Source organism: Micromonospora sp. II, assembly GCF_001709195.1.
Taxonomy (GTDB): Bacteria; Actinomycetota; Actinomycetes; order Mycobacteriales; family Micromonosporaceae; genus Micromonospora; species Micromonospora chalcea.
Window position 1 is genome coordinate 52,175 of record NZ_LYXF01000057.1, and the last position, 20,090, is coordinate 72,264.

The 20,090-nt window shown below is 75.1% G+C and carries 14 protein-coding genes; 9 read left to right on the top strand and 5 right to left on the bottom strand.

What is annotated here, in order from left to right:
• The first annotated feature begins 14 nt into the window (after window positions 1-14).
• Window positions 15-788 carry a hypothetical protein gene (locus tag A8711_RS23550; protein WP_069089337.1) on the top strand — a complete coding sequence of 258 codons (774 nt, stop codon included), beginning with the start codon at window positions 15-17 and terminating at the stop codon, window positions 786-788.
• Between the two features lie 288 nt (window positions 789-1,076).
• On the opposite strand, the gene A8711_RS23555 is transcribed toward A8711_RS23550, so the two are convergent.
• Both A8711_RS23555 and A8711_RS23560 read right to left on the bottom strand, forming a co-directional pair.
• Window positions 1,077-4,703 (bottom strand): multicopper oxidase domain-containing protein, encoded by a 3,627-nt coding sequence (locus A8711_RS23555; RefSeq protein ID WP_069089338.1) that lies wholly within the window; start codon window positions 4,701-4,703, stop codon window positions 1,077-1,079.
• Between the two features lie 169 nt (window positions 4,704-4,872).
• Entirely contained in the window at window positions 4,873-5,664 is a 792-nt protein-coding gene (locus A8711_RS23560; RefSeq protein WP_124778724.1) for a DNA-formamidopyrimidine glycosylase family protein, read from the bottom strand.
• Between the two features lie 108 nt (window positions 5,665-5,772).
• Here A8711_RS23560 and A8711_RS23565 point away from each other — a divergent pair, with 108 nt between their 5' ends.
• On the top strand, window positions 5,773-7,023 hold the full coding sequence (locus A8711_RS23565; protein WP_069089519.1) for a hypothetical protein: 1,251 nt from the start codon (window positions 5,773-5,775) through the stop codon (window positions 7,021-7,023).
• Between the two features lie 103 nt (window positions 7,024-7,126).
• Here the strand turns inward: A8711_RS23565 and A8711_RS23570 are convergent, their stop codons facing one another.
• Genes A8711_RS23570 through A8711_RS23580 form a run of 3 tightly spaced genes read right to left on the bottom strand, consistent with a single transcriptional unit; the run spans window position 7,127 to window position 13,242 of the window.
• Window positions 7,127-7,960 (bottom strand): S-adenosyl-l-methionine hydroxide adenosyltransferase family protein, encoded by an 834-nt coding sequence (locus A8711_RS23570; protein ID WP_069089339.1) that lies wholly within the window; start codon window positions 7,958-7,960, stop codon window positions 7,127-7,129.
• Window positions 7,957-8,460 (bottom strand): GNAT family N-acetyltransferase, encoded by a 504-nt coding sequence (locus A8711_RS23575; RefSeq protein ID WP_043325767.1) that lies wholly within the window; start codon window positions 8,458-8,460, stop codon window positions 7,957-7,959. Before A8711_RS23575 ends, A8711_RS23570 begins: the two co-directional genes overlap by 4 nt.
• Window positions 8,461-8,490: 30 nt before the next feature.
• Complete coding sequence (locus A8711_RS23580; protein WP_069089340.1) at window positions 8,491-13,242, bottom strand: DEAD/DEAH box helicase; 4,752 nt, start codon at window positions 13,240-13,242, stop codon at window positions 8,491-8,493.
• Window positions 13,243-13,420: 178 nt separating this feature from the next.
• Here A8711_RS23580 and A8711_RS23585 point away from each other — a divergent pair, with 178 nt between their 5' ends.
• The 7 genes from A8711_RS23585 (at window position 13,421) to mnhG (ending at window position 20,027) form a co-directional block, all read left to right on the top strand.
• Window positions 13,421-13,741: a hypothetical protein gene (locus tag A8711_RS23585; protein ID WP_030504176.1), complete on the top strand. Its 321-nt coding sequence runs from the start codon at window positions 13,421-13,423 to the stop codon at window positions 13,739-13,741.
• 234 nt (window positions 13,742-13,975) lie between these two features.
• The gene (locus A8711_RS23590; RefSeq protein ID WP_069089341.1) at window positions 13,976-16,810 is read left to right on the top strand and encodes a Na+/H+ antiporter subunit A; all 2,835 of its coding nucleotides are present in this window, start codon (window positions 13,976-13,978) and stop codon (window positions 16,808-16,810) included.
• The gene (locus tag A8711_RS23595) at window positions 16,807-17,286 is read left to right on the top strand and encodes a Na(+)/H(+) antiporter subunit C (protein ID WP_043325764.1); all 480 of its coding nucleotides are present in this window, start codon (window positions 16,807-16,809) and stop codon (window positions 17,284-17,286) included. The genes A8711_RS23590 and A8711_RS23595 overlap by 4 nt, the downstream gene beginning before the upstream one ends.
• Window positions 17,283-18,788: a Na+/H+ antiporter subunit D gene (locus A8711_RS23600; RefSeq protein ID WP_069089342.1), complete on the top strand. Its 1,506-nt coding sequence runs from the start codon at window positions 17,283-17,285 to the stop codon at window positions 18,786-18,788. Before A8711_RS23595 ends, A8711_RS23600 begins: the two co-directional genes overlap by 4 nt.
• Window positions 18,785-19,435: a Na+/H+ antiporter subunit E gene (locus tag A8711_RS23605; protein ID WP_064447104.1), complete on the top strand. Its 651-nt coding sequence runs from the start codon at window positions 18,785-18,787 to the stop codon at window positions 19,433-19,435. The genes A8711_RS23600 and A8711_RS23605 overlap by 4 nt, the downstream gene beginning before the upstream one ends.
• Window positions 19,432-19,695 (top strand): monovalent cation/H+ antiporter complex subunit F, encoded by a 264-nt coding sequence (locus tag A8711_RS23610; RefSeq protein WP_013284715.1) that lies wholly within the window; start codon window positions 19,432-19,434, stop codon window positions 19,693-19,695. The genes A8711_RS23605 and A8711_RS23610 overlap by 4 nt, the downstream gene beginning before the upstream one ends.
• Window positions 19,692-20,027 carry a monovalent cation/H(+) antiporter subunit G gene (gene mnhG, locus A8711_RS23615; protein WP_069089343.1) on the top strand — a complete coding sequence of 112 codons (336 nt, stop codon included), beginning with the start codon at window positions 19,692-19,694 and terminating at the stop codon, window positions 20,025-20,027. Before A8711_RS23610 ends, mnhG begins: the two co-directional genes overlap by 4 nt.
• Window positions 20,028-20,090: the final 63 nt, after the last annotated feature.

The following is a 20,090-nucleotide window of genomic DNA, read 5'->3' on the forward strand; positions in this document are numbered from 1 at the left end:
GAGGGGCGGACACCATGGCGGACGAACGGGCCCGACACTTCCGCAGGTTGCGCAGGCTGCGCAACTCGGCGCGACGGTGGAGCGTGCTGGCCGGCGGGCTCGGCGGCGCCGCGGCGGTGCTCACCCCGTACGCCGGACTGGGCCTGCCGGACGCGGCCTGGGCCGGCGCCGCGGGCAGCGCCATCGCGATCGCCGCCTGGCGCTGGGCCGACCACCGGGCGCTCGCAGCAGTGCCGGCGCCGCCCGCCCTCGACCCGGCGGAGGCCGCCGCCCGCTCCCGCGCCCGGTTGGTCGCCGCCGTCGAGCGGCTGCCCGTCGGGCCGGGTGTCCTGGCCGAGGTACGCCGGGTCCGCTCCCGCATGGCGCTGCGCGGCACCGCCGCGGCCGAGCCGTGGGCACGGCTGGACCGGGCCGCGCTCACCCTGGCCGGGCTCGCCGGACGGCTGACCGGGCTGGCCGAGCCGGCGGTCCGGGAGGCGGCCGAGGCCGATCGTTCCCTGCGTGAGCTGGCGAACCGGGTGGCGGGCGTGGAACGCGCGGCGAAGCTGACCCCGCAGAGCCCGCTGGACGAGGTGCACGCCACGCTGGTGGCCCAGTTGGAGGACGGGGTGGCCGCGTACGAGCGGCTGGTGGTGGCCGCCGCCGGCTACGTAGCCGAGGACGCCCGTCCCGACACCGCGCACCCGGCCGCCGCGCGGCTGACCGAGGCCACCGACCTGCTGCACGGGGTGGCCTCCGCCCTGGCCGAACTCCGCACCCCCCTCCGAGCCCCCCAGCCCGGACGCTGACCGCCCCGCGCGCCGATCCCCCGCGCGCTGATCGTCCGCGCGCTGATCGTCCCGCGCGTTGATCAAGGAGTTTGTGTCCTGAGGCGGGCCGAATCCGTACACCAACTCCTTGATCACCGGCGCGGACAGGGGGCGGGCGGAGGGCGTCGGGCCGCCCGGGCGGGCAACTCGCGGTCAGGCACCCCCACACCCGCCCATCGCCCCGCCAGCGCCGGTGATCATGAGGTTGGCGGTGTTGTTGATCTCGGAAACTGCCGTCAACTTCATGATCGACCCTGAGAGGGAGGGCTAGGTGGGGGTGGTTATGGGGGTTGGTGGGGTCCAGGGGGACGTGCCAACCACGTTCGTCGTGCGTACTCGGTAGTAGTAGGTGGTGGAGCGCGCCAGGCCGGTGTTGGTGAAGCCGCGGCCGGTGACGCGGAACGTGGCCGGCTCCCTGGTGAACGCGGCGTCGGTGGCGCGCTGCACGATGAAGCCGGCGCCCGGTCCGGCCGGCGTCTCGGCCGACCAGCTCAGCGTCACGGTGGCGGTGTCCGGTCCCGGCGCGCTCGCGGTGACGCTCACCGCCGTGGGCGTCGTCGGCCGGGCCGGGGTGGTCACCCGGGCCACTGTCGACCAGGGGGACGCCGCGCCGAGGTACGTCGTGCGTACCCGGTAGTAGTACGTGGTGTCCGGCGCGACGGCCGGGTCCACGTGGTTCTCGCCCACGGCGATGGCGGTGGTCCCCGGGCCGCTGCTGAACGTCGGGTTGGTGGCACGCTGCACGTCCACACCGGTGGCGAAGGAGTGGTTCGCCCAGCGCAGCGCCACCCGCAGTGGCGCGGTCGGCGGCACCGCCGCGGTGAGCCGGGCCGGCGCGGCCAGACGCACCGCCGCCGGTACGGCATTCGACCAGGACGAGCAGCTCACCGCGTTCTCGGCGCGGATCCGGTAGTGGTAGGTGACGCCGGGGGTGACTGTCGCGTCGGTGTAGCGGGTCGCGGTGGCGGCCACGGTGATCTCGGTCAGCCCGGCGGTGAAGGCGCTGTCGGTGGCGCGTTGCAGCAGGTGGCTGGTGGGCACCGGGCGGCTGCCGTTGCCGGTCCAGGTCAGCGCGATGGCGGGCAGCGCGGTGGCGCTGCCGGGCGCCGGGGTGGCGGTCAGCCCGGTGGGCGCCTTGGGTGCCACCCGCAGCACCAGTGGACGGCTCATGCCCTGGTCGCGCAGTCCCGCCGAGCGGGTCTGCCAGCGGTACTCCCAGCCCAGGTTGACGAGTTGGTTGACCACCGTGGCGGGGCGGCCGTCGGCCGGGCTGACCGGGCTCGCGTCCAGCCGCGCGCCGGCGGGCCGGGACGGGTCGAGCAGCCGTACGCTGTCGCTGATCTTGAACGGCAGGGGCGGCGGTACGGGACGCAGCGCCACCACGACGTCCTCCCGGGGGTTGACCCGGACGGTGTCCTTCCAGCCCAGCTCGCCCGGCTCGGGCGGGCGCAGCGTGCCGTCCCAGCCGACCCGGTTGACCAGTTGCACGTCGCAGCCCTCGATGTGCACCGGATGGGTGCGCGGCGCGTCGCCGACGATCCGCCACAGTTGCGTGCCGTCGCCCGGCGCGCCGACCGGCACGGCCGGGTCGGTGGCGTGCAGCACCTCGGTGGCGGGTTCCACCGGGCCCAGCGGCAGCGTGGCCGGAAGCAGCGGCCCGGTGACCGGGTGGCCGACGCCGAGCCGGCCCACCGCGCGGCCGTGCCGGGGCTCGAACACCTGCCCGACCGACTTCACCGCCAGCGGCAGCGTGACCGGGGTCGCCGCGCCGGGCGGGGTGAACGTGACCGAGCCGTCCCGCGCGCCGACGAGCGTCGGACGCGGGGTGTGGGTGCCGAACGCGGCGTCGTACGCCGGTTGCGGCACGATCGGCGGCGGCTGGCTGTGCGCGTACGCAGCGGGCAGCCGGTCGGCGAGCCGGCGCGTGTCGTACGGCTGGGCCGGTGTGCCGGTGACCCGGATCTGGAGCAGCGTGCGGGTGTTCGGGCCGTAGCCGGGCCGGGTCGGCGGCAGCCCGCCCGAGCCGGTCCGGTCGGGCGCGCCGGTGTGGTGGTCGTAGCGCGTGTCGAACCGGGGCAGCGGCGCGGGGCAGTCGTTGTAGAGGATCAGCGTGCTGCCCGGCGGCACGGTGGCGAAGTCCACGATCACGTCGGCCCGCTCGCCGGGGGCCAGCAGCAGCGCGTGGCCGTCCACATTGAGCACCGTCGGGTCCTGCCTGTCGTAGCGGTAGTCCACCGGCCGGTTGGCGAGCACCACCGGGGCGGGGAGCAGGCCGCTCTCGTTGCCTATCTGGATCAGGTCGGGTCCGGCGGCGGCCGGGTCGGGCACGCCGCCGTCGCGCCCGTCCACCGGCCAGTACGCGGGCCGCCCGGGCGCGCGTACCGCCTCGACCATCGGCACCTCGCCGGCGTCCGGGTCGGCCGGGCTGCCGTCGTCGGCCCACATCGGGCCGTCCGAGGCGGCCCGGTAGAGCTGCAGGTTGAGTGCCCGGTCCGCGCAGGCGTTGAGGATCCGGAACCGGTACGCGCGCGGAGCGACCTCCAGGTACGGGTAGGCCACGCCGTTGACGAGCGGGGTGTCCCCGTACGCCTCGGGCACCGCCGACGGGTGCGGCACGGCGGGCGCCAGCGGCGGCTCGTCCGGGTCGGCGTCGGGGTCGTGGTGCGGGTTCGGCACCGGGGCGACCCACGGGCTGGCCCCGCCGTCCGGGTCGTGGGTCCACGGGCCGTAGTCCCAGCGGCCGGTGGGGTTGCCGCCGGTGATCCGGTACGGGTTCTGCCGGGGCTGGTAGACGTGCGGGTGCCAGAGGCTGCCCTTGGCGCCCCAGCGGTCCCGGTCCCAGGTCGGGTCCTGCGCGGCGAGCTGGGCGTCGTCGGGTACGAACGTCTTGTCCTCGATCACCAGCGGGAACTGTTCCGCGGGCAGCACGCCGTCGTCCACGAGGCGGTCCTCGGCGGGGTCGGTGAGCAGGTACAGCGCGATCTGCCCGGAGTAGACGGTGAGCCGGGACAGGCCGAGCGTGTTGTCGTGCAGCCACATCAGCCGGCCGCTCTGCTCGTTCGGGAAGTACAGCGTGGTGGCGCCCGCGCCGGGCGGCGGCATGTCCGGCACCGGGGTGACACCCACCCCGGCCGGGTACGGGGTGATCTCGCCGGCCGGGGTCACCCACTGCCACGGGTTGCCGGCGCTGATCCACCCGGTCTGCGCGCCGGACAGGTGCGGCACGGCCCGGTTCTGCGGGTACGGCGCGGGACCGTCCAGCGGGCCGGCGCCGGCCCCGTCGACGGTCTCGTCCACCGGCAGGAACAGCTCGCCCGCCCGTCCGGTGGGGAGTTGGTTGATGAACTTGATCCGGACCGGGCGGCCCCGCCGCGCGACGATCATCGGGCCGAGGTGCCAGGGGCGGTCCGGTGGGCTGACCGTGTTGTGGCCGGCGGCGTCGGTGCCCAGGTTGAGCTGCCGGTAGCCGCGCAGCCGGGTGGCCGGCAGGTCGCGGTGCAGGCGCTGCGCGTGCTCCTGGAGGCCGATCTCGTAGTAGTCGCAGCCCGGCCAGGTGATGGTGTCCGGGACCGCTACCGGCAGGCGGGCGCCGAGCCCGTCGGTGGCGGGCTGCCCCGGCAGCGGCAGCGGGTCGACGAACTTGCGGATGCCGGTGCCCGGCGCCAGGCGGCCGTCGGCGTCGAGCGTGGGCAGCGGGCTGGCGGCGGTGTTCGGCACCGGGCCGAACAGGCGCGGGACGGCGGCCGGGTCCAGGCTCGCCGGGGTGGTCCCCGGCTCGTCGTCGCCGGCGCGCGCGGCGGGAACGCCCCGCGCCGCGGAACCGGTGAACGCGGTCTCCTCGGCGACTCCGGCCCGGTCGGGCCGTCCCGGCCGGAGTCTGCGGAACAGCACCATGGCTCTCCCCGGGGTCGGGGCGCGCCGGCCGACACCCCGGCGTGGCGGGCGTACGCGCTGCTGACGATCGGTGAGCGGTCAATCGCAGCATGCGACGCCACGGGGGTGGGACGGAAGTACCCAATCGTCCCTATCTCGGCGATCTTTGGCGTTTCGTGGAAGTTCCACGTCAGGAACGGTCGGGCTGGCAGACCGGGCACCAGTAGGTGACCCGGTCACCCAGCTCCTCCTTGCGGATGGCCGTCCCGCAGCGCCGGCACGGCTGGGCCCGGCGGCCGTAGACGTAGCTGGTCCCGCCCCGGCGCAGCACCCCGGTCGTGCTCTGCGTCCAGCGGCCCCGGTTCGCCGCGAGCAGCCGCTGCGCCAGCGCGACGGTGCCCGGCAGGTCCGGCACCGCGCCCACCGGCGTCCACGGGGACACCCCGCGCAGGAACAGCACCTCGCACTTGTAGAGGTTGCCCACCCCGGCGAGGTTGCGCTGGTCCAGCAGCGCCTCACCGATGGTGCGTTCCGGCTCGGCCGCGAGGCGGCGTACCGCCTCGTCGGCGTCCCAGTCCGGGCCGAGCAGGTCCGGGCCGAGGTGACCGACGAGCGACAGCTCCTCGGCCGTCGGCACCAGCGCCAGCTCGTGCAGGTGGTAGCCGACGGCGACCGCGCCGGGGGAGCGGAGCACCACGCGGATCAGGTGCGCCGGCCGCGCCGTCCAGCGCTCACCCGGGGTGTACGCGCGCCATGCGCCGTCCATCCGCAGGTGCGAGTGCAGCGTCCACTGCGCTGCGGTGGGCGCGGTGAGGCGCAGCAGCAGGTGTTTGCCCCGGCTGGCCGACTCGCGCACGGTCCAGCCGGTCAGGTCGGTGGCGGCGAGCTGCGGCACGCGGAAGTCGGACCCGGTGAGCCGGGCCCCGGCCAGCGCGCGATCCAGGACGCGCGCCGTGTTCCAGACGGTGTCGCCTTCGGGCACCCCGCCATTGTTCCCTACCGAACAGAATTCGCATGTGTCGCCATTTGTACTGAGGTTCCACTTGATCAGCGGAAACGCAACGATCAGGGGGTTCTGAGGAGAATGCTGATGGCTCATTCCGGACGTCGTATCGTCGTCGCCCTGACTGCCCTGCTCACCGTGGCCGCCGGACTGCCCGGCACGCCCGCGTCGGCCGCGCACCCGTCCACCGCCGTGCCGGCTCGCGCCGGCGCGCCCGACCCCGAACGCTGGTCCGTCGACCTCGCCGTCGCCGGTGGCGACGACGTCAACGTCGCCTGGCGTTCCGGCCGCCTCCGGCTGGCCGATCCCCGCCCCTCCGCCCGCACCCGCCCGGCCGCCGTGGGCGGTCCGGTCGCCGAGGGCATCCTGCTCTCCGCGCCGCGCGTCCTGGACCGGCCCGCCACCCGGGTACGCGCCCGGCTCACCGCCCGCACCGGCGACGGGGGTACGGCGGTGGCCCAGGTGCGCGGCTGGCGCGCCCGGGGCTGGACCGAGTGGCGCGACGCCGCCGAGGCCGTGTTCGACGAACCGGTCCGCCGGGTGCAGGCGCGCGTCGTGCTGACCACCCGGGACGCCGCCTCGGAGGCCACCGTCACCGGGCTGACGCTCGCCGCCGACTCGGCCGCCACCACGGCGGTCCAGCCGGCCGCTCCGCTCACCTACCGGGTGTACGCGACCCGGATCGGCCTGGTCGGCGGCACCACCGCGAACGGGCACACCGTACGCGCCCGGGACCACTTCGCGGCGCTGCCCAGCCGGCGCGGACTGTCCCCGCGTGGCACCGGCGACTACACGGTCAAGGTCTGCACCACCAGCGGAAGCCGCTGCGAGTACGCCCCGGTCTGGGACGTCGGCCCGTGGAACACCCGCGACGACTGGTGGAACCCGTCGTCGATCCGGGAGAACTGGAAGGACCTGCCGCGCGGGCGGCCCGAGGCCCAGGCGGCGTACCAGAGCAACTACAACGGCGGGCTGGACCAGTTCGGACGCACCGTGCGCAACCCGGCCGGGCTGGACCTGGCCGACGGGACGTTCTGGGACGGGCTGCGGCTCACCGACAACGCGTGGGTGGACGTGACGCTGCTGTGGACAGGTGGCGGGGCGCGAGCGGTCGTCGGCTCCGGGCCGCTGAACCTGCGCGCCGGGGCGGGCACCTCGTACGCGAGCCGTGGCCTGGCCGCCACGTACGCCCAGGTGCCGGTGCAGTGCTACGTGACCGGGCAGAAGATCACCGGTACCTATCGCACCACGACGAGGTGGTACCGCCTGGTCGGCGGCACCTACGTCAGCCACGCGTACCTGTCCTCGATCTACGGCGGCACCGTCCCCCGCTGCTGACCCTGCCCTCTCGCCCCCTGACCCCCGTTGATCTTGCAGTTTCGGCCCTTTCGGTGGGGCATTTGTCCTCTGTGCCGGGGCGCCAACTGCAAGATCGCGGGGGTCAGGGGTGGGGGGTGGTGAGGGTGAGGAGGGCGCCGGGGGTGGTGTGGAGGGTTTCTGCGGCTCGGCCGCTGTTCACCGCTATGGCGACCAGGCCGGCGGAGTCGACGTAGACCACCAGGGCGCCGGGCGGAGCGTCGCCGAACGTGCGGCCGTGGACCGCCTCCCGGCCGTTCACCAGCAGCCGCCGCGGCAGGCCGTCGAGCAGCGTGCCCGGCGCGGCGAGCTGGACGTTGCCGAAGTGGTCGACGGTCAGCACCTCGGCGGTGAGGCTGCCCGGCTCGGCGCGGACCACCGGTTCCGGCAGCCGGACCAGCGTGCCCGGATCCACGGCCGGACCGGCCCCGGCCAGTGGCGCGCCCAGCGCCAGCCGCGCGGCCACCGGCGCGAACACGTCCCGCCCGTGGAACGTGCGGGAGACGGCCGGGCCGAGCCAGTCCGGGTTGGTCAGCTCCACCGCCGCGCTCACCCCGCCGAGCGCCTCGGCGGCCGGAAGCAGCAGCCCGTTGTCCGGCCCGACCAGCAGCCCGCCGGGCGCGGCCAGCGCGATGCCTCGGCGTGCGGTGCCGACACCCGGATCGACCACCGCCACGTGCACGCCCCACGGCAGGTACGGCACTGTCTGCGCGAGCACGGCCGCGCCCCGGCGTACGTCGGCCGGCGGCACCAGGTGCGTCACGTCGATCACCCGGACAGCCGGGGCGAGCCGGGCCAGCACCCCGTGGCACGCCGCCACGAACCCGTCGGCCAGCCCGTAGTCGGTGGTCAGCGAGACACAGCTCGGAACGTCGCCCGGCGTGGCGCGGCCCTGGCCCGCGGAGACCGGGCCGCTCATCGCCGGTCCGCCACGGTCAGGCGCCGGGCCAGGCGCAACTCGTCGTGCAGCGGGATGCCGTCCGCCCCGACCTCCGGGATCGTCGGCTTGACCGCGCGGGCCCGGTCGACAGCGCCCGCGTCCACAGCGACGATCCGCAGCCCCCGGCGCTGGTAGAAGCGCAGCGCGCCCAGGTTGTCGTTCGTCGTGACCAGCCAGATCCGGTCCGCCCCGGCGGCGGTGGCCGTCTCCTGCGCGGCGGCCAGCAGGGCGGTGCCCGCGCCGTTGCCCGGTGCCGCCGCGGCCAGGCTGACCACCTCCAGCCCGTCGGCGTCGACCCGGTACGCCAGCGCCCCGGCGAACCCGCCGGTCTCGTCCACCGCCACCAGCGCGGGCAGGTCACGCAGGTCGTAGCGGGTGTCGTGGACCACCACGATCGGCCCGCCCCACTCCCGTTCGTGCAACGCCGCCAGCGCCGCGCGGTCCTCGTCGCGCGCCTGGCGTACCCGGATCGAGGCCATCGGCACACCCTAACCGGGGCGGCCGGGCGGTCAGCCGCGCAGCCGCAGGCCGCGCGGGGTGGCGCGGAAACCGGCGGCGGTGAGCGCGTCGCGCAGCGGGGACGCGTGCACGGCCTCGCCGTCGGCGCGTTCCACCGAGATCGCGCCGAGCGCGCCGGAGTGCACCGCGTCGGCGAGCGCCTTGCCGGCCGCGCCGAGCGTGTCGGTGTCGTCGGTGAACGACAGGATCGTCCGGCCGCCCCGCTCCACGTACAGCACCACGTCACCACCGACCAGGACGACCAGCGCGCCCGCCTTGCGCCCGGCCCGGTGCCCGGTGGCGGGGGCCGCGCCGTCGCCGGAGTCGACCACGCGCTCGGGCCAGGGCAGCGCCGCGCCGTACGGGTTCGCCGGATCGGTGGCGGCGAGCACCACCGCCGGGCCGCCCCGGCCCTGGGAGTCGTCGGCGAGCGCCCGGATCCGGTCGACCGCGCCGGGCACCGCGAACTGTGCCGCGCCCAGCCCTTCCACGAAGTAGCCGCGCCGTGCCGCCCCGCGTTCCTCCAGCGCGGACAGCACCGGGTAGACGGCGGCGAAACCACCGGTGACCTGTTCGGCCACGACCGCGCCCCGGGTCACCACGCCGTGCCGCTCCAGCAGCAGGTCGGCGAGCGCGGCGGCGCGTCGGGTGGGGTCGCTGTCGCGTTCGGGCAGCCGGGACCAGCGGCCGGCCATTGTGGGCGGACCGCCCCGGCTGGGCAGCGCCACCCGGCCGGGCCGGCGGTAGCGGGTGCGCGGCGCCGACGGCCGGGACCGGTGCGCCCCGCCCGCGCCGAGCGCGGCCCGCAGCGGGGCGAGCGTGTCGTTGGTGAGGTGACCGGCCCACACCAGGTCCCACACCGCGCCGGACAGGGCGGCGTCGTCGGTGGCGCCGACCCGGTCGGAGAGCGAGCGGAAGAACAGCGCCTGCCCGTCGGCGAGCGCGTCGAGCACTGATTCGTGCAGCGGGGTCAGCGTCAGCGCCTCGTCCGGCGGGGGGAGCAGCAGCGGGGCGACGTCGGCGTACGCGAGCGTCACCCACCCGTCGCCGCCGGAGATCGCGCCCGCGCCGGCCCACACCACCTCACCACTGGCGCACAGCTCGTCGAGCTGGGCGGGAGAGTAGTCGGCGACCCGGGCGGGCAGCACCAGGCGTTCCAGCGCGGACGCCGGCACGTTCACGCCCTGCAACTGTTCGAGGGCGGCGGCGACCGCCTCGACGCCCCGGGCCGACGAGCCGACCTGCTGCCATCGGGGCAGGAACGTGGCGAGCGCGCGCGGCGGCACCGGTTCGATCTCCCGGCGCAACGCGGCCAGGGAGCGGCGGCGCAGCAGGCGCAGCACCTCCGCGTCGCACCACTGCGTGCCCACCGTGTCCGGGGCGAACTCGCCGGAGACCACCCGGCCGTTCGCCGCGAGCCGCCGCAGCGCCTGCTCCACCACGAACACGCCGAGCCCGAACCGGGCCGCACAGGTGGCCGCCGCGAACGGGCCGTGCGTGCGGGCGTACCGGGCGACCAGGTCGGTGAGCGGATCGGCGACCGGCGCGAGGTACGCCTCGGCGACCCCGACGGGCAGCGCCACGCCGAGCGCGTCGCGCAGCCGGGCGGCGTCCTCCACGACCACCCAGCGGTCCTCGCCGGCGATCCGGACCCGCAGCACCCGGCGGGCCGCCGCCAGCTCATCGGCCCAGGACTCCGGCACACCGCGCTCGGCCAGCTCGGCGCTGCTCAGGTCACCGACCACGCGCAGCAGCTCGACCACGTCCTCCGGGTCGCGGGGCCGACGCTGCTCGGTGCGCCAGCGCAGTTGGCGGGCGGTCTCGGCGAGCACCTCCGGGTCGAGCAGCTCCCGCAGATCGACCCGGCCCAGCAGTTCGCCGAGCAGCCCGGAGTCGAGCGCCAGCGCGGCGGCCCGCCGCTCGGCCAGCGGGGCGTCGCCCTCGTAGAGGAACGCGCCGACGTACCCGAACAGCAGCGACCGCGCGAACGGCGACGGGCGCTCGGACTCCACCTCGACCAGGCGTACCTTGCGGGCGGCCAGGTCACGCATTAACTCGGCCAGAGCGGGCTGGTCGAAGACGTCCTGGAGGCACTCGCGGGCGGCCTCCAGCGTGACCGGGAAGTCGGCGTACTCGCGGGCCACGTCGAGCAGTTGCGCGGCCCGCTGGCGTTGCTGCCACAGCGGCTGCCGCCGCCGGGGGTCACGGCGGGGCAGCAGCAGCGACCGGGCCGCGCACTCGCGGAACCGGGATGCGAACAGCGCGGACGTGCCCACCGACTCCTCGACCAGCTGGGCGATCTCGTCCGGCTCGAACACGACCACGTCGGCGCCGGGCGGCGTCTCGGCGGTGTCCGGCAGGCGCACCACGATGCCGTCGTCGGAGGGCATGACCTGGGCGTCCACGCCGTACCGCTCGGCCAGCCGGCGGCCGATCGCGAGCGCCCACGGCCCGTTGACGCGCGCGCCGAGCACCGAGTGCACGGCGAGCCGCCAGTCGCCCAGCTCGTCGCGGAACCGTTCGACCACCACCGTCCGGTCGTCCGGCAGCGACCGGGTGGCCGCCTTCTGCTCGCGCAGGTAGTTCATCAGGTTGCCGGCGGCCCAGTCGTCCAGCCCACCGGCGCGCAGCGCCGCCACCGCGTCGGCGTCGGACTGCCGCAGCAGCGCCCGGACCCGGGCGCCGATCGCCCGGCCCAGCTCGACCGGACGGCCGAGCTGGTCGCCCTTCCAGAACGGCATCCGGGCCGCCTGCCCCGGCGCGGGGGAGACGAGCACCCGGTCGGGCGTGATCTCCTCGATCCGCCAGGACGACGAGCCGAGCAGGAACACGTCACCCACCCGGGACTCGTAGACCATCTCCTCGTCCAGCTCACCCACCCGGGCGGCCCGCTCGGCGCCGGCCAGGAACACACCGAACAGGCCCCGGTCGGGGATGGTGCCGCCGCTGGTCACGGCGAGCCGCTGGGCGCCGGGCCGGCCGGTCAGCACGTCGGTGGCGCGGTCCCAGACCAGCCGCGGCCGCAGCTCGGCGAACGCGGTGGACGGGTAGCGCCCGGAGAGCATGTCGAGCACCGCGTGCAGCGCCGAGTCGGGCAGCTCCGCGAACGGCGCCGCCCGGCGGATCAGCACGGCCAGGTCGCCGAGCCGCCACGGCTCCAGCGCCACCATCGCGACGATCTGCTGGGCCAGCACGTCGAGCGGGTTGCGCGGGTAGTGCAGCTCCTCGATCGCCCCGGCGCCCATCCGCTCGGCCACCACCGTGCAGGAGAGCAGGTCGCCCCGGTGCTTGGGGAAGACGACGCCGCGCGAGACCGCGCCCACCTGGTGCCCGGCCCGCCCGACCCGTTGCAGCCCGGCGGCCACGCTCGGCGGCGCCTCGATCTGCACCACCAGGTCGACGGCGCCCATGTCGATGCCCAGCTCCAGGCTGGACGTGGCCACCACGGCGGGCAGGCGCCCGGACTTGAGCGCCTCCTCGATCTGCTTGCGCTCCTCCCGGGACACGCTGCCGTGGTGCGCCCGCGCGATCACCGCCGGGGCCCCGGTCGCCGCGCCGGACTGCGCCATCACCTCGGCCGGCTGCCGCGGCGCGCGCACCGGCCCCACCGGCCCGCCGAACGCCTCCGCCCCGCGCCGGGCCCGGCTCCCGTCGGCCGGCCCGCCGCCGGACATCGGGCCGAGCCCGTCGGCGTCGTCGAGCCCGGCCTCGTCGCCGGCCGGCGGGCCGTCGACGCCGGGCAGCAGATCGGATACGCGCACCGGCTCCCCGCCCCGGGCCACGCGGCTGCCATCCGGGGCGGACGCCGCCTCCAACTCCTCGGCGGCCAGCTCGTTGAGGCGGGCGCAGAGCCGTTCGGCGCTGCGCCGGGAGTTGGTGAACACGATCGTGGACCGGTGCGCGCGGATCAGCGAGAACACGCGTTCCTCGACGGCCGGCCAGATCGAGGGGCGGCGGGGGGCGAGCCCGCCGAGGTCGTCCTCCGGTGGCTCCTGCTCGTCGAGGCGCGTCATGTCCTCCACCGGGACCTGGACGCTCACCTCGATGGTCTTGTCGGCCGGCGGCTGCACCACGTCGACCGGGCGGGCGCCGCCGAGGAAGCGGGCGCACACGTCGATCGGCCGGACCGTGGCGGAGAGCCCGATCCGCTGGGCGGGCCGCTCCAGCAGCGCGTCGAGGCGTTCCAGGGACAGCGCGAGGTGGGCGCCGCGCTTGGTGCCCGCGACCGCGTGCACCTCGTCCAGGATGACCGTGTCCACGCCGCGCAGCGAGTCGCGGGCGGCGGAGGTGAGCAGCAGGAACAGGGACTCGGGCGTGGTGATGAGGATGTCCGGCGGGGTGCGGGCGAAGGCGCGGCGCTCGTCGGCCGGGGTGTCCCCGGTTCGCATGCCGACGGTGACGTCGGGCGGGGCCAGGCCGAGCCGGGCGGCGGCCTGGCGGATCCCGGTGAGCGGGGCGCGCAGGTTGCGTTCGACGTCGACGGCGAGCGCCTTGAGCGGGCTGACGTAGAGCACGCGGCAGCGTCGGCGGGGGTCGGCCGGCGGCGGTTCCTTGGCGAGCCGGTCCAGTGACCAGAGGAAGGCCGCGAGCGTCTTGCCGGAGCCGGTCGGCGCGACGACCAGGGCGTTGCGCCCGGCGGCCACCGAACGCCAGGCGCCCTGCTGGGCCGGGGTGGGCGCGGCGAACGCCGCGGTGAACCACTCCCGGGTCGCCGCGCCGAACTCCTGGAGCACCCCGCCCGACCGGGTCACCTCGTCCGCCACGACCCCATCCTGCCGCGCCGGTGTGACATCCGGCCGCCTCGCCGGAGCGATCTGTCCCGGCGACGACGCTCAGGGAGGGAAATGGGTGGTTATTCCGTTAAGTCTTACTTAACTGGTTGCTTGTGCACTGCAACATAAAGTAACTTCACTCGCGATGCGGCGTGGGCTGGAGGCGTGGATGACCGTCGAGGAACGAGGCTTCGGGCCCGGCACCGACCTGCTCCTCCGTCAGGTCGACGGCCGGCTGGCCGCGCTCCGCGCCGGGCTGCGGGGTCCCGACCTCGAACTGGCCGAGGAGCTGGCCCGGCGGCTGCGCGAGATGATCCTCGCCACCGCCCGTTCCAGTGCCGCCGACCGGGCGCGCGTGCGGGCCGCCGTGCACTACTTCGTCCAGCGCCGGGAGAGCCGCGACGCCCGGCTGCCGCTGCGGTCCCTCGCCGTCGCCCAGCGCGCCGTCGACCGGGCCGCCCGCCAGCTGGACTCCACCGCCCTGTCCTGACCGGCCCACCCGACCTGACCGGCGCCCGAACTCCGCGTTGATCAAGGAGTTCGTGTCACCGCACCAGCCTGCCCCGGACACAAACTCCTTGATCACCGCGAGAAGGTGGGTGGGGTGGGTGGGGGGGAGATGGGTGGCTTTTGGGGAAAAGGGCGCGGTTGGGGTTGGTTGTGACGTCTGATCGGTTGTGTCCCAGCGTGTTCCGGCGCGCTGTCACCTCGACCGGGAGTACGCGTGCTCGTCCTGCTGATCGTGCACCTGGTGGCGGCGCTGCTCGCCCCGCTGCTGGTCCGCCGGTGGGGTCCACGCGCCTGCCTGCTGCTCGCGCTCGCCCCGGCCGCCACCGCGGTCTGGGCGGCGGCCCACACCGGGGCGGTACGCGACGGCGGCGCGGTCGTCGAGACGTACCAGTGGATCCCGGAGCTGCAGTTCGACGTGGCGCTGCGGGTCACCACGCTGTCCTGGCTGATGCTGCTGCTGGTCGGTGGCGTCGGCGCGCTGGTGCTCGTCTACTCCGCCCGCTACTTCGAACCCGGGTCGGTCGGGCTGGCCCGGTTCGCCGCCGTCATGGTCGCCTTCGCCGGGGCGATGCTCGGCCTCGTCGTCTCCGACGACCTGCTGCTGCTCTACGTCTTCTGGGAACTGACCACCGTCTTCTCGTACCTGCTGATCGGGCACAGCACCGAGCGCCGGTCCAGCCGGTGGGCGGCCGCGCAGGCGCTCACCGTGACCACGCTGGGCGGCCTGGCGATGCTCGTCGGGTTCCTGATGCTCGGTCACCACGCGGGCGGCTACCGCTGGTCGTCGGTGGCGTCCGCGCCGCTGCCCGGCGGCGGATACCTGGCGCTGGCGGTGCTGCTCGTCCTCGCCGGCGCGCTGGCGAAGTCGGCGGTGTTCCCGTTCAACGCCTGGCTGCCGGTGGCGATGGCCGCGCCGACACCGGTCAGCGCGTACCTGCACGCGGCGGCCATGGTGAAGGCCGGCATCTTCCTCATCGGACTGCTCGGCCCGGCGCTCGCCGCGGCCGGACCGTGGCGGCCGGTCACCGTCGTCGCCGGGCTGGTCTCGCTGGTCCTGGGTGGCTGGGCGGCGCTGCGGCAGACCGACCTGAAGCTGCTGCTGGCGTACGGCACGGTCAGTCAACTCGGACTGCTCGCCGTGCTGTTCGGGGCGGGCACCCCGAAGGCGGCGCTGGCCGGCGTGGCGATGCTGGCGGCGCACGCGCTGTTCAAGGCGGCGCTGTTCCTGGTCGTCGGCATCCTCGACCACGAGGCGGGCACCCGTGACCTGCGGGACCTGTCCGGGGTGGGCCGGGCCGCGCCGTGGCTGGCGATCGTCGCCACGCTCGCCGCCGCCTCGATGGCCGGCGTGCCGCCGCTGCTGGGGTTCGTGGCCAAGGAGTCGGTGCTCGCCGCGTTCACCGGCGACCCGTTCGTGCTCGCCGTGCTGGTGGCCGGCAGCGCGCTCACCGTCGCGTACAGCATCAGGTTCGTCTGGGGCGCGTTCGGCACCCGGCCCGGCGTCGCGGACACGGAGGTGGCCCGGCCACCGGCCGCGATGCTCGTACCCCCGGCGCTGCTCGCCGTGGCCGGGCTCGCCGCCGGTCCGGCCGCCGGGTGGCTGAGCGGCCTGTTCGAGCCGTACGCGGAGTTGTTCGGGCCGGTCGAGGAGCATCTGGCGCTCTGGCACGGGCCGACCGCGGCGCTCGGCCTCTCCGCCCTCGTGCTGGCCGGCGGCGCGGCGCTGCACCTGGTCCGCGGCCCGCTCGCGCCCGCGCTGGCGCGGCTGCGCTCGCCGGTGAGCGGCAACCAGGGGTACGAGTGGGTGACGCACGGCTTCGACCGGCTCGCCATCGAGGTCACCGGCGCCACCCAGCGCGGCTCGCTGCCGCAGTACCTCGGTACGGTGCTGCTCGCGCTGGTGTTCGTGCCCGGCGGGGCGATGCTCGCCACCGCGCCGTGGCGGGTCGAGCTGGCGGTGTGGGACAACCCGGCCCAGCTCGTGGTCGCGGTGGTGATCGCGGTGGCCGCGCTGCTCGCGGTCGGCGCGCGTCGCCGGCTCACCGCGATGCTGCTGGTCGGGGTCACCGGCTACGGCACCGCGATGATGTTCGTCCTCTACGGCGCGCCGGACGTGGCGCTGACCCAGTTCCTGGTGGAGACCGCCACGATCGCCGTGTTCGTGCTGGTGCTGCGCCGGCTGCCGGAACGCTTCTCGGCGCGTCCGCTGCGCCGCAGCCGCTGGGTGCGGCGCGGCATCGGGATCGCCGCCGGCGTGGTGATGGCCGGCCTGGCGCTGACCGCGGCCGGAGCGCGCCGGGCGCCGTCGATCTCCGCCGACTTCCCCCAGCTCGCCCTCGTCGAGGGGTACGGCCGCAACGTCGTGAACGTGACCCTGGTGGACATCCGGGCCTGGGACACCATGGGGGAGATCTCGGTGCTCGTGGTGACCGCGACCGGTGTGGCCAGCCTGATCTACGAGCGTTCCCGCACCGGGCCGCGTCCGCGCCGCCCGCGGCCGGTCGCGATGCGCGCCGGTGACCGGCGCACGGTGTGGCTGCGCGGCGGGCAGACGCTGCCGGAGCGGCGGCGCTCGATCGTGTTCGAGGTGGTCACCCGGCTGATCTTCCACACTGTACTGATCTTCTCGCTGTTCCTGCTCTTCTCCGGGCACAACGCCCCCGGTGGCGGTTTCGCCGGCGGCCTGGTGGCGGGCCTCGCGCTGGCCCTGCGCTATCTGGCCGGCGGCCGGTACGAGCTGGCCGAGGCGGCGCCGGTCGGGGCCGGCACCGTGCTCGGCGCGGGTCTGGGCATCTCGGTCGGCAGCGGGGTGCTCGGGCTGGCGCTGACCGGCGACGTGCTGCAGAGCGTCAAGGTCGGCCTGTGGCTGCCGGTGATCGGCGACTTCTACCTGGTCACGTCGCTCTTCTTTGACATCGGCGTCTACCTGGTGGTGGTCGGGCTGGTGCTGGACATCCTGCGCAGCCTGGGCGCCGAGGTGGACCGGCACGTGGAGGCCGCCGGCGAGGCGGGACGCGGGTTGATCGTCCAGCGGGACGGCCCGACATGACCAGGGGGGCGGCCGGGCCGACGCTGGTGCTGGTGCTGGCGGTCGGGGTGCTCGTCGCCGCCGGTGTCACGTTGCTGCTGGAACGCAGCCTGACCCGGATCCTGCTCGGCATCATCCTGCTCGGCAACGGCGTGAACCTGCTCATCCTGCTCGGCGGGCGAGCCGGCGCCGCACCGTTCGTGGGCTCCTCCCCGCAGGGTGAGATGAGCGACGCGCTGCCCCAGGCCATGGTGCTCACCGCAGTGGTGATCACGTTCGGGCTGACCGCGTTCCTGCTCGCCGTCGCGTACCGCAGCTGGTACACCAGCGGCGACGACGAGGTGCAGGACGACCTGGAGGACCGGCAGATCGTCCGGCTCGCCGAGAGCAACGAGGTGTCGACCGCGGACCACGGCGGCGAGGGCCCGGACGACGACCCGGAGCAGGTGGACCCGGAGCCGGCCCGCCGGCGGCTGCGCCGGGACGGTGAGACATGAGCGGGCTCGTGCCGCTGCCGGTGGTGGTGCCGCTGCTCGGCGCGGCGCTCACCCTCCTGCTGTCCGGGCGGCCCCGCCTGCAGCGGTCGATAAGCGTGCTCTGCCTGTCCAGCGTCCTGGTGGTGGCGGCGGTGCTGCTGGTCGAGGCGTACCGGTTCGAGCCGGTGGTGGTGCAGGTGGGCGGCTGGCCGGCGCCGGTGGGCATCGTGCTGGTGGCCGACCAGCTGGCGGCGCTGATGGTGCTGGTCTCCTCAGCGGTGACCTTGTGCGTGCTGCTCTACTCGATCGGCCAGGGCCGGGGGGAGACCGGCGAGACCGCGCCGGTGAGCATCTACCACCCCACGTACCTGGTGCTCACCGCGGGCGTGACGAACGCCTTCCTGGCCGGGGACCTGTTCAACCTCTTCGTCGGCTTCGAGATCCTGCTCGCCGCGAGCTTCGTGCTGATCACGCTGGGCGGCACCGAGGTGCGGCTGCGCACCGGCTCGACGTACGTGGTGGTCAGCATCCTGTCGTCGCTGCTGTTCCTGTCCGCGGTGGGGCTGGTGTACGCCGCCACCGGCACGCTGAACATGGCGCAGCTCGCCGGCCGGCTGGACGCGCTGCCGTCGGGCGTACGCCTGACGCTGCAACTGATGCTGCTGCTCGCGTTCGGGATCAAGGCGGCGGTGTTCCCGCTGTCGGCGTGGTTGCCGGACAGTTACCCGACCGCGCCCGCGCCGGTGACCGCTGTCTTCGCCGGCCTGCTCACCAAGGTCGGCGTGTACGCGATCATCCGCACCGAGACGCTGCTGTTCCCCGGCGGCCAGGTCGCCGGCCTGCTGATGGTGGTGGCCGGCCTGACCATGGTGGTCGGCATCCTCGGCGCGGTGGCCCAGTCGGACCTGAAGCGGCTGCTGTCGTTCACGCTGGTCAGCCACATCGGTTACATGATCTTCGGGGTGGCGCTGAGCAGCGTCGCCGGCCTGTCCGGGGCGATCTTCTACGTGGTGCACCACATCACCATCCAGACCACGCTGTTCCTGGTCGCCGGCCTGGTCGAGGAGCGGGCGGGCAGCACCGACCTGCGCCGTATCGGCGGGCTGGCGCGGATCGCCCCGATGCTCGGCGTGCTCTTCTTCGTCCCGGCGATGAACCTGGCGGGCATCCCGCCGTTCTCCGGCTTCCTCGGCAAGCTGGGTCTGCTCCAGGCCGGCGTGGCGGCGGGCGGGACGCTGCCCGCCGTGCTGGTCGGGGCCGGCACGCTGACCAGCCTGCTCACGCTCTACGCGGCCTCCCGGGTGTGGAACATCGCGTTCTGGCGGGCGCCCCGGCTGGCCTCCACCACCGTGCCGGCCCGGCTGCCCGGCCTGATGGTCGGCGCCACCACCGCCCTGGTCGCGCTCGGCGTGCTGTTCACGCTGGCGGCCGGGCCGCTGTTCCAGGTCACCTCGAACGCGGCCACCGACCTGCGCGAACGCACCCCGTACGTGCGGGCGGTCCTGCCCCGGGACGTGCCATGACCGACGACCTGCCCCCGGGCGGGGGCGCGACCGGGGAGCCGACGGGCGTACCCCGGGCCGCGCCCGAGCCCGACGCGCCGATTCAGGTGGTGGGCCGGGGTGGGCGGCGCCGCGACCAGGCGCTCGCGCTCGGCTGGCTGGTCGCCGCGTGGCTGCTGCTGTGGGGCGACGTGTCAGTGGGCAACCTCATCGCCGGGCTGGTGGTCGGCGCGGCCGTGCTGCTGTTCTTCCCGCTGCCGCCGGTCACGTTCGGCGGCCGGTTCCGCCCCCGCGCGCTGCTGGTCTTCCTGATCACCTTCATCGCGGAGCTGGTGAGCGCCAGCCTGCACGTGGCCGCCGTGGCGCTGCGCTTCGGTTACCGCCCGCGCGGCGCCATCATCGCGGTGCCGCTGCGCGTGCGTACCGACCTCAACCTGGCGCTCACCGCCGAGGTGATCTCGCTGGTGCCGGGCACGCTGATCATCGACGTCGACCGGGCCGCGGGCGTGCTCTACGTGCACGTGCTCGACGTGCGTGGCCCCGAGGACATCACCGGCAGCCGCGAGCGCGTGCTCGCCGTCGAACGGCGCATCGTCCGCGCCATCGGATCTCCCGCCGAGGTACGCCGGCTCGACCTCGAACCCGCCGAACGGAGGAACCACCCGTGACAGTCCTGCTCGCCGTCGCGCTCACCGTGCTGCTCTCGGCCACCGCGCTGCTCGCCCTGGCCCGCATCTACCGCGGCCCGTCCCTGCTCGACCGGGTCGTCGGCGCCGACCTGCTGCTGTCGGCGATGCTCGCCGCGGTGGGGGCGGAGGCCGCCGTGAACCGGCACGCCACCACGCTGCCCGTGCTCGTGGTGCTCTCCCTGCTCGGCTTCATCGGTTCGGTGTCGCTGGTGCGCTTCGCGGTCCGGGCCGAAGCATGAGTGCCGGCACGATCGCGGACTGGGCGGGCGGGGTCCTGCTGCTGGCCGGGGCGGTGCTGGGGCTGATCGCCGGCATCGGGCTGGTCCGCTTCCCGGACGTGCTGGACCGGATGCACACGGCCACCAAGCCGCAGGTGCTGGGCGTCCTGCTGCTGCTGGCCGGGCTGGCGCTGCGTCTGCGTACCCCCTCGGACCTGGGCATGCTGGTCCTGGTGGCGATCTTCCAGCTCTCCACCGCGCCGGTGGCGGCGCAGATGATCGGCCGGGCGGCCTACCGGTCCGGCCGGGTCGACCGGAGCCTGCTGGACGTGGACGAGCTCGCCGGGCGGTGAACCGGACGTGGGGGAGGGTTCCCGGCACCCTCAGCGGACGTCCAGCCGGTACCGATAAAATGG